This window comes from Paeniglutamicibacter selenitireducens (assembly GCF_051550675.1).
GTDB lineage: Bacteria > Actinomycetota > Actinomycetes > Actinomycetales > Micrococcaceae > Paeniglutamicibacter.
The window spans coordinates 170,193-179,556 of sequence record NZ_JBPULF010000010.1 but is presented as its reverse complement, the minus strand read 5'-3'; the positions used below and the strand labels follow the sequence as shown (position 1 = coordinate 179,556).

Genomic DNA, 9,364 nt, shown 5'->3' with positions numbered 1-9,364 from the left:
CACGCAGGGGGGGGGGGGGGGCCCCCAACCCGGCCCGGGGGCGGTGTGGGGCCCCACACCCGTCTCCGGGCCTGCCGGCAGCGCGCTCGACCGGCCCTGCCCGAACACCGGCAGCCGTGCCATGCCGACGCGGAGGCATTCGTCACCTTCACCGTGGGCCCCGGGAAACACCTGCGAGAATGGAAGGCGTGAAACTCAGCGCCTTTGCCGATGTGTGCCTGCGCATCATGATGCTGCTCGGGTCCCGCCGCGACGAACAAATCACCACACGGGACATTGCCGAGGAAATCGGCGTGCCCTACAACCACGTAGCAAAAGCCGTGCTGGAGTTGCGAAACCGCCAAGCCATCGAGGTGGCCCGCGGACGCTACGGCGGGTCGCAAATCACTCCCACCGGGCTGAAGCTCACCGTCGGAACGCTGATGCGCGAGCTGGATGTCAGAGACGACGTCGTCGACTGCGTATCCGAGGCCGGCGTACCCTGCCCGCTGATCGCCCAATGCACCCTTCGTTCAGCGCTGCGGCGCGCCCGCGAGGCGTTCTACGCGGAACTCGACCTCCTGCGCATCGAGGACCTCACCGGTTCAGTGGCCTCGAGACTCCTGCCTTTCCCCGTCGTGCGCTGAGGGGATTCCGGCGCACCCCGCCGCGGGTAAGTGCCTGCGCCCCCGCCCGGCGTGCATCGCCCTCCGCCCGGTCCTGGACCATTCTGCGCATCAAGCCTCCTCGGTAATCCGCGGAATCACGGTGCCGTACACCTCCGATTTGCATCATCCTTCTACCTGGCGTAGAACTTAACCATAAATCTTGCATATCAAATACAAGATAAGTACCTGCATGTTCATCAAGGAGCCACCTATGCTTTCCGAGAAGTCCCGCCCGGTCATCGAAGCCACCCTGCCGATCATCGGCGAACGGATCTCGCACATCACGCCGAAGTTCTACGCGCGGCTGTTTGCGGCCCACCCGGAGCTTCTTGACGGGCTCTTCTCCCGAGCGAACCAGACCAACGGCACGCAGCAGCAGGCCCTCGCCGGCTCCATCGCCGCCTTCGCCAGCCACTTGGTCAACAACCCGGGTACCTTGCCGGAGGCCGTGCTGGCCCGCATTGCCCACAAGCACACCTCGCTGGGTATCGTCGAGGAGCAGTACCCAATCGTGTACGAACACCTCTTCGCCGCGATCGTCGAGGACCTCGGAGAAGCAGTGACCCCGGAGGTCGCAGAGGCGTGGACCGAGGTCTACTGGCTCATGGCCGACGCCCTGATCAAGATCGAAAAGGGCCTCTACTCCAAGCAGGCGAACGACAGGATCTGGACCGACTGGAAGCTCGCTTCCAAGGAAGCGGCGGGCACCGGTTCGATAACCTTCCGCTTCGTCCCGACCGACGACACCCCGGTGACCGTCGCCGAACCCGGCCAGTTCGTCTCGGTCCGCGTCGCACTGGCGGACGGCCTGCGCCAGTGCCGCCAGTACACTCTCAGCGACGCCGTCACCTCCACCACCGAGCGCATCATCACCACCAAGTTCGACGAGGGCGGCGAGGTCTCCCCCTTCATGCACCGAAACCTGAACGTCGGGGACGTCATCGAGCTCTCCAACCCGTATGGCGACCTGACCATCGACACCACCGGAGCCCCGATCGTACTGGCCACCGCCGGCATCGGCTGCACCCCGAGCGCCTCCGCGCTGGCAACCCTCGCCGCGGCCGGATCCGACCGCCAGGTGCTGGTCCTGCACGCCGAGGCCACCGAGGACGCCTGGGCACTGAAGCAGCAGATGCGCGAATCCGTGGCAGCCCTGCCCAACGCGGAACTGAAGCTGTGGCTCGAGGACATCAACGCCAAGGCCGATGGCACCGAGGCAACCGAGGGCTACATGTCCCTGGAGGGCCTGGACCTGCCGGCCGATGCCCGCCTGTACCTGTGCGGCCCGTTGCCGTTCATGCGCGCCGTCCGCTCGCAGGCCATCGATGCGGGTATCCCCGCCACGAACATCCACTACGAGGTGTTCGGCCCCGACCTCTGGCTCGCGGCCTAACCAAGACACCGCCTGCCGCATGACCCGCTCGCGCGCGGCAGGCAGCAGGGAAAGGCACGAAGGGCTGCCGTCGGTTTCGACGGCAGCCCTTCGTGCCTTGGTGCTTCGAGCCCCGCTCCGTGCGGCGGGGCCCCGGAGGGTTCTAGGCCGGCGGTGCCTGCAGCCGCGGGTGGGCCACGCCCTTTTCAACCCAGGACCTGACGGCCGCGTTGAAGAGGATCGGGTCTTCGATGTTCCACTGGTGGTGCCTGCCGACGGCGGTCCTGAACTGCGCCTGCGGCAGCACCCGCTCCAGCACGGGGAAGGACTTTGCCACAAGCTTGGGTTCCCTGCCTCCGGCAACGACAAGCACCGGGCCCTTGTAGCCTCCCAGCTTCTCCGGCAGGCCGCCGGGATCGACCTCGTCCATGATGGCCCGCATGTTGTCGGTGCGCAGCTTGGTTCCGTGGTCGGTGAACATGTCCCGTTCGTCGGCCACCATGCCATAGGCGCCGGCCTGGAAGCGCCAGTACCACTCGCTGCTGAAGAGCTTGAGCTGCATCCGGCTCATGGCGCGCATCGAGGCGGAGACGCCGGCCGCCGGGACGCCGGAAATCATCAGGGACTCGACGAGCTCCGGGTGGCGCGCGGCGACGCGCAGGGCGATGGCGCCGCCCAGCGACAGCCCCACCAGGTGCGCCCCGCCGTTGGAGACCTCGTCCGCGATGACTGCCGCGACGTCGTCCGCCGCACTGTCCAGCCCGGCCCAGTCCTCCTCGGCACGGGCTCCGAAGCCCGGAAGGTGCGGGGTGAGCACCTCGTAGTCGCTGAAGGCCCGCACCTGCGGATCCCAGCTCCAGTTCGCGACGTTTCCGCCGTGCAGGAAGACGATGGTCTGGGCGGCCTTGCCGTCGCGCCGGGCCCGCGTGGGGGCGTGGAACTCCGGGTAGCCGCCCGGGTCGCGTGGCAGCTTCTGGGCCTCGGCAGGGGTTCCGGGAACCTCGGCGGCCGGTTCCGCGGGGGCTGCTGCGGGAGCTGCGGCCGGAGCCGCGGCCGGCTTCACGGCCGCCTTGGAAGTCTTCGGCGCCCGGTGCGGGCGGGCGGGCTTGTCGGTGGCGGCCGACGGGGACGGCTTCACAGGTTCGCCGGCCGGCTCCTTGGCGAGTTCCGTGGACTGCTCCGCTGTCGCGGCCTTCCGCGCCTCTGCGGCCTTGGCCTTGCCAGGGGCCCGGCGTCCGTGGCCGGCCGCCGGAGCCTCCGTGTGCACTGGGGCTTGTCCGGTGGATTCCTCGTCGGCGCCCGCGCCACCGGCGGGTGCAGGTCCATGGTGCCGGTTCATGGCAGGTGCTCCGAGACGGCATCGAGCCACTCGAGCTCCGCCACCGCATGGCGGATGCCGTTGTCGAGCGTTGCGGCCATCAGGAAACTTCGGCGGTCAGCCGCTGCACGCATGTCGATGTCCTCACGTTGGGAAAGGTACTCGTCGAGCAAATCGCGGGTGGCCCGGCGCCTGGCCTCGATCAACTCCACCACGCCGTCGCGCTCAAGCTCCGCCGCGAAGAAGACCCTCGCCAGGAACGGCTCTCGCGGGGTATGCGCCGTGACATCTTCCTCCAGCCACTGCACCAGCGTCTCGCGGCCGCGCTGCGTGATGTGGTGGACCTGCCGGTCGGGGTAGTTTGCCTGCGCGACCGTCACGACGGTGGCCTGGCCGTCGTTGACCAGCTGGGTCAGGGTCCGGTAGATCTGCGCCTTGTCCGCGTTCCAGAAGTGGTTGATCGAGGAGTCGAAGTGCTTCTTCAGCTCGTACCCGGTCATGGGTGCCAAGCTCAGGAGCCCGAGGATCAAACGCGCGAGAATCATGCTTTCATCCTGACACATCCAGCACGCGATTCAACTCGTAGCCACGCATCCCGGCCGTCACACCCCTTGCCAGTTCGACATGGCGGGGGTATACGCGGAAGGTACCGGTGCGCCGGGTGGCCAGAGCAACGGGACAAGGAACAACGCGACCACCGCGTAGAGCGCCATCACCGCCAGGCCGAACTTCCAGTAGTCCCCGAACCGGTACCCGGCCGGCTGCATGATCATCATGTTGGCCGGGGTCGCCACCGGTGTCAGCAGCGCCGCGGAAGACGCCACGGAAATACACATCAGGACGGTGATCGGGTTGATGCCCGACTCACCCGCGATCGAGAGTCCGATCGGGATGATGATCAGCGCGGTGGCGGTGTTGCTGATCAGCTGCCCAAGCACCGCCGTGACGGCGAAAATCGCGGCAAGCAGCGGCAGCGTGCCCGCGTCCCCGACGGCCGAGACCATGCCCTCGGCGATCATCGAGGCGGTGCCGGTGGAGGTGATCGCCAGGGAGAGCGGGATCATCCCGGCGACCAGGATCAGTGTCTGCCAGGCCATCGAGCGGTGCGCCTGCCCGGGGGTGATGACGCGCAGCAGCACCATGGCGATGGCGGCGAGCATGGCGGCCATCGGCGCGGGGATGAGGTTGGTGGTCAGCAGCAGCACCATCGCCCCGAGCACCGCCAGGGCAGGCACCGCCCCCGGGCCCAGCGGTACCGCCTGGCGCCGCACGGCATCGGGGGAATCGACGAGGATGACCTGCCGGTCGGCAGTGTGCTTGTCGAGGGCCGACCAGGTGCCCTGCAGCAACAGGGTGTCCCCCGCACTGATGCGGGCCCGGCCGGGCGACGATGGGCGGCCGGGCCGCTGGTGGGAGAGGACCACCAGGGTCCCGCTCTCCGTCACCATGCCCGGGTAGGCCTCGGTGCCCACCAGGCCCGAGCGCGGCGGCACCACCACCTCGGCAACGCCGAAGGAGCTGCTGATCAGCCCGCAGGTGGAATCCGCCGACTGGACAAGGCCGTGGCGTGCGGCGAACGCATCGATGGTCCCCTGCCGGCCGCGCACGATGACCTGGTCGCCCGCCGCCAGCAGCGGCGCACTTACGGGCTTTCCGGAGCGGTCTTGCACGCCGATCAGGTACAGTCCCTCCGGGTGGTCGGCGAGCGGGTCGATGCGCGGTTGCCCGATGAGGTCGGACCCGGCGGGAACCTCCAGCCGGCTGAGTCCGTCATCGCCCAGGTGGTGGCGCCGCAGCGTGTCCCCGTGGGAACTGAGGTCGCGCGGGAGCGTGTCGGGGTCGCGCCGCGGGATCAGCTTCGGTCCCAGCCAGAGCGCCAGGGCGATGGTGCCGACAAGCAGCGGCAGGCCCACCAGCCCGAATTCGAAGAAGCCGATGCCGTGGCCCGTGGAGTCCAGGGCCGCCTCGAGGATCAGGATGTTCACCGGCGACCCGGTGAGCACCAGCAGGGAACCTGCATGCGCGGCAAAGGCCATGGGCATCAGCAGCTGCGCGGGTTCGCGCCCCAGCCGCACGGCCAGCACCACGACCATCGGCAGCAGCGCCGCCACGGCGCCGTTGACGCTGATGAAGGCCGTGAGCAGCGCGGTGATGGCCATGGTGAGCACCATCAGGCGGGTGCGGCTGCTTCCGGAGAAGCGGATCAGCAACCCGCCCAGCCAGGTGGTGATGCCTGCGGCGTCGATGGCCTCGGCGACGACGAACAGCGAGGCGATCAGCACCACCGTCCCGCTGCCGAACCCCGAGTAGGCTTCCTCGGCGCTGACGATGCCGGTGCCGAAGAGCGCCAGCGCCACACCGAGCGCGACGACCTCCACCGGAAGCTTGTTCCAGATGAACGCGGCCACGGCCAAGGCCAAGATGACCAGTGTGGTTGTGACCTCGTCCATGGGGCAAACACTAGTGCACGCGGCCGGTTTTCCGGAGGGCCACTTCCGGCACCGGATGCACAAACGGCGGGCCGGGGCGCGGAATCCAATCCGCACCCCGGCCCGCCGGGTGATGCCTGTATGCCGGGGCTAGGCGCCCAGACGTTCCTTCAGTCCGTCGAGTTCGGCCTGCAGCGACGCGGGGAGGGCCTCGCCGAAGTTGGCGTACCATTCCTCGATGCTGGCCAGCTCGGCGGTCCATTCGTCCTTGTGGACTGCGACAGCGGCCTCGACCTCGGCCGCGGTCATGTCCAGGCCGGCGAGGTCCATGGAGTCACCGGTCGGAACGTAGCCGATCGGGGTCTCGCGGGCGTCGGCCTTGCCTTCGATGCGGTCGATGGCCCACTTCAGGACACGGGAGTTGTCCCCGAAGCCAGGCCAGGCGAATCCGCCCTCGGCGTTGCGGCGGAACCAGTTGACCAGGAAGATCTTGGGCAGGCGTGCCGGGTTGGCCTTGGACTCGATGGAATCCCAGTGGTTCAGGTAGTCGCCTGCGTTGTAGCCGATGAACGGCAGCATGGCCATCGGGTCGCGGCGGACAACACCCACGGCACCGGCTGCTGCAGCAGTGGTCTCCGAGGACAGGGTCGAGCCCATGAAGATGCCGTTGGTCCAGCTGCGTGCCTCGGTGACCAGCGGGATGGTGGTCTTGCGCCGGCCGCCGAAGAGGATTGCGTGGATTTCCACGCCTTCCGGGCTGTAGTACTCCGGGGAAAGCATGTCGATCTGGTCGATCGGCGTGCAGAAGCGGGAGTTCGGGTGTGCCGCAACGCGACCGGACTCCGGGGTCCAGTCGTTGCCCAGCCAGTCGGTCAGGTGCGCGGGAGCCTCGTCGGTCATGCCTTCCCACCACACGCCACCGTCATCGGTGAGGGCAACGTTCGTGAAGATGGAGTTGCCCTTGGTGATGGCACGCATGGCGTTCGGGTTGGTGGACCAGCCGGTGCCCGGCGCGACGCCGAACAGGCCGTATTCCGGGTTGATGCCGCGAAGCTCGCCTTCCTTGCCGATGCGCATCCAGTTGATGTCATCGCCCAGGGTCTCGGCCTTCCAGCCCTCGATGGTCGGGTCCAGCAGGGCCAGGTTGGTCTTGCCACAGGCCGACGGGAAGGCGGCGGCGACGTTGTAGCTCTTGCCTTCCGGGTTGGTCAGCTTCAGGATGAGCATGTGCTCGGCGAGCCATCCCTCGTCGCGCGCCATGACGGAGGCGATACGCAGGGCGTAGCACTTCTTGCCCAGCAGGGCGTTTCCGCCGTAGCCCGAACCGTAGGACCAGATGGAACGCTCTTCCGGGAAGTGCACGATCCACTTGTCCTCGTTGCACGGCCAGGCGACATCCTCGTCGCCCGGGGCCAAGGGGGCACCCACGGTGTGCAGGGCAGGAACGAAGAACGCGTCCTCGGCCTCCATCTTGCGCAGCACGTCGTTGCCGATGCGGGCCATGATGCGCATGGACGTGACAACGTAGGCCGAGTCGGAGATCTCAACGCCGTACTGCGGCTGCTCGGCGTCGAGCGGGCCCATCACGAACGGAATGACGTACATGGTGCGACCACGCATGGAGCCGGCGAAAAGCCCGTTGAGCTTTTCCTTCATGACGGCCGGGGCCATCCAGTTGTTGGTGAAGCCGGCGTCGTGCTCGTTCTCGGAGCAGATGAAGGTGCGCTCCTCGACGCGGGCAACGTCCTTGGGGTCGGAGAATGCGGCGAAGGAATTCGGGAACGATTCGTGCGTGAGCTTCTTCAGGGTGCCCGCGGCAACGAGCTCAGCGGTCAGCCGGTCGTTCTCTTCCTGCGTGCCATCTACCCAATAGACATGGTCAGGCTGCGTCAGTTGCGCGACTTCCTGCACCCAAGCTGCCAGCTTTGAATGCGTAGTCGGTGCTGCATCGATGACCTTCTGGTCCGAGCTCTCGCTCATGTCCATTCCCTCCATTGGGCTGAATTTGCAATAAGTCGATGCTAGGTTGCGGACCAAAATGAATCCTGTGACTCAGGTCGCGAAAATTCGCCTCGCCGGGTTAAGCTCAAACTAAAACCGCCATTTTTCGCGGCTTGAACCCGACGAAAGACACAACTTAAGTGACGAAGGTCACGTAGACCGGTATACCTCAATATTTGAGACACCGCGCAACCAGCGCCATCGACCCGGGCGATTTTGCATGGGCCCCGATCCTCTGTATAGTTGTTCGAGGTCGAGCCGCAAGGCACGGACCGAATTGAATATGCGCCCATAGCTCAGCTGGATAGAGCGTCTGTCTACGGAACAGAAGGTCAGGGGTTCGAATCCCTTTGGGCGCACCAACAAGAAAAGCCACGAGAAATCGTGGCTTTTCTGCTGTCCGGCGTCAGACTCGGGAATGGCCGGCACCTACGGCGGCGCCGCGCCCCGATGCGGGGCTCAATTCCCACCCCGGGCGGGCGGCGGCACCGCCGTGCCACGCTCCGACCTTAGTGCGAGCCGCGCTCGATCAGTACGGTATCGATGATGGTGCGTTCCGGAACCCGACCTCCGGCGATCAGCTCCACCAGCAGCCGGGCCATGACAGCACCCTGCCGTTCGGCGGGCTGTTCGATGGTTGTCAGGGGCGGGGAGGCACTCTGTGCATAGGAATCGTTGTCAACAGTCGTGATCGAGATATCCTCCGGGACCCGGATCCCACGTTCATGAAGGACCTTCAGGGCGCCGAAGGCCATTTGTGCACTGGCGATGAAGATCCCGTCGATCCCGTCGTTCCGTTCGAGCAAGGCAGCCATCGCCGACTCTCCCCCGGGCGGGGTGAAGTCTCCGTACTCAACGAGGTCCGTCTTCTGGCCCGCCGCCTCCAGGGCATCACGCCACCCCTGCAGGCGGTCCTGGCCAGCTCCCATGTTTTGCGGGCCGGCGATCGTGGCCACGCGGTGGCGCCCCGTACCAAGGATGGTCCGGGTTGCAGTGGCGGCCGCGGCGACGTTGTCCACGTCGACCACGTGCAGCTCTCCGCTTTCGTTGCTCATGGGCCGGCCGCCGAAGACCATCGGCAGGGAACCTGCCAGCTCCACGTACGAGCGGTCGTCGCTGTGGTGCGAAAGGATCAAGGCGCCGTCGACATTGCCTCCGCGCAGGTACCTGCTGGTCTTGGCAGGGTCGGCTTCGGTGGCAATGAGCAGCGTGAGGGTGAATTCCGTGTCGGCCAAGTACATGGCGGCACCTTGGATCACTGACGCGAAGTAGGGGTCCGCGAAGAACTTGGCAGTGTTTTCCGGGATCACCAAGGCTATGGAATTGGTCCGCCCGTTGGCCAGCGAACGCGCGGCCCGGTTCGGAACGTACTTGAGTTCGACGATGGCCCTGTTGACCTGTTCGATGACCTCGGCGCTGACCTTCGGGGAGCCGTTCACGACGCGTGAGACGGTTGCCCGCGAGACCCCTGCCCGGGCCGCCACCAGCTCGAGGGTCGGCTGTGGTTTGGCGCTCTCGTCCATTCGCTTTCCGGCTTTCCCTTTCGTGTGCGGATCATGTCCCCCGTCGCGGTGACGGAGAGGTGCCGCGGAACTCG

At 66.7% G+C, this 9,364-nt stretch carries 7 protein-coding genes and 1 tRNA gene; 3 read left to right on the top strand and 5 right to left on the bottom strand.

Annotated features, from left to right (window positions below; translation table 11 throughout):
* Positions 1–179 precede the first annotated feature (179 nt).
* Both ACSYDW_RS16345 and ACSYDW_RS16340 read left to right on the top strand, forming a co-directional pair.
* On the top strand, positions 180–626 hold the full coding sequence (locus ACSYDW_RS16345) for an RrF2 family transcriptional regulator (protein WP_438339785.1): 447 nt from the start codon (positions 180–182) through the stop codon (positions 624–626).
* 232 nt (positions 627–858) lie between these two features.
* Positions 859–2,040 (top strand): globin domain-containing protein, encoded by a 1,182-nt coding sequence (locus ACSYDW_RS16340; protein WP_438339784.1) that lies wholly within the window; start codon positions 859–861, stop codon positions 2,038–2,040.
* A 142-nt stretch (positions 2,041–2,182) separates the two neighbouring features.
* Here the strand turns inward: ACSYDW_RS16340 and ACSYDW_RS16335 are convergent, their stop codons facing one another.
* The 4 genes from ACSYDW_RS16335 to ACSYDW_RS16320 form a co-directional block, all read right to left on the bottom strand.
* On the bottom strand, positions 2,183–3,358 hold the full coding sequence (locus ACSYDW_RS16335) for an alpha/beta fold hydrolase (RefSeq protein WP_438339783.1): 1,176 nt from the start codon (positions 3,356–3,358) through the stop codon (positions 2,183–2,185).
* A complete protein-coding gene (locus ACSYDW_RS16330; RefSeq protein WP_438339782.1) occupies positions 3,355–3,882 on the bottom strand; it encodes a PadR family transcriptional regulator in 528 nt (175 codons plus the stop codon). The genes ACSYDW_RS16335 and ACSYDW_RS16330 overlap by 4 nt, the downstream gene beginning before the upstream one ends.
* A gap of 57 nt (positions 3,883–3,939) precedes the next feature.
* On the bottom strand, positions 3,940–5,787 hold the full coding sequence (locus tag ACSYDW_RS16325; RefSeq protein ID WP_438339781.1) for an SLC13 family permease: 1,848 nt from the start codon (positions 5,785–5,787) through the stop codon (positions 3,940–3,942).
* 129 nt (positions 5,788–5,916) lie between these two features.
* Positions 5,917–7,746 (bottom strand): phosphoenolpyruvate carboxykinase (GTP), encoded by a 1,830-nt coding sequence (locus ACSYDW_RS16320; RefSeq protein ID WP_438339780.1) that lies wholly within the window; start codon positions 7,744–7,746, stop codon positions 5,917–5,919.
* 306 nt (positions 7,747–8,052) lie between these two features.
* Between ACSYDW_RS16320 and ACSYDW_RS16315 the strand changes: the two genes are divergently transcribed.
* Positions 8,053–8,129: transfer RNA gene (locus ACSYDW_RS16315), tRNA-Arg, on the top strand.
* 147 nt (positions 8,130–8,276) lie between these two features.
* Here ACSYDW_RS16315 and ACSYDW_RS16310 read toward each other — a convergent pair.
* On the bottom strand, positions 8,277–9,290 hold the full coding sequence (locus tag ACSYDW_RS16310) for a LacI family DNA-binding transcriptional regulator (RefSeq protein ID WP_438339779.1): 1,014 nt from the start codon (positions 9,288–9,290) through the stop codon (positions 8,277–8,279).
* Positions 9,291–9,364: the final 74 nt, after the last annotated feature.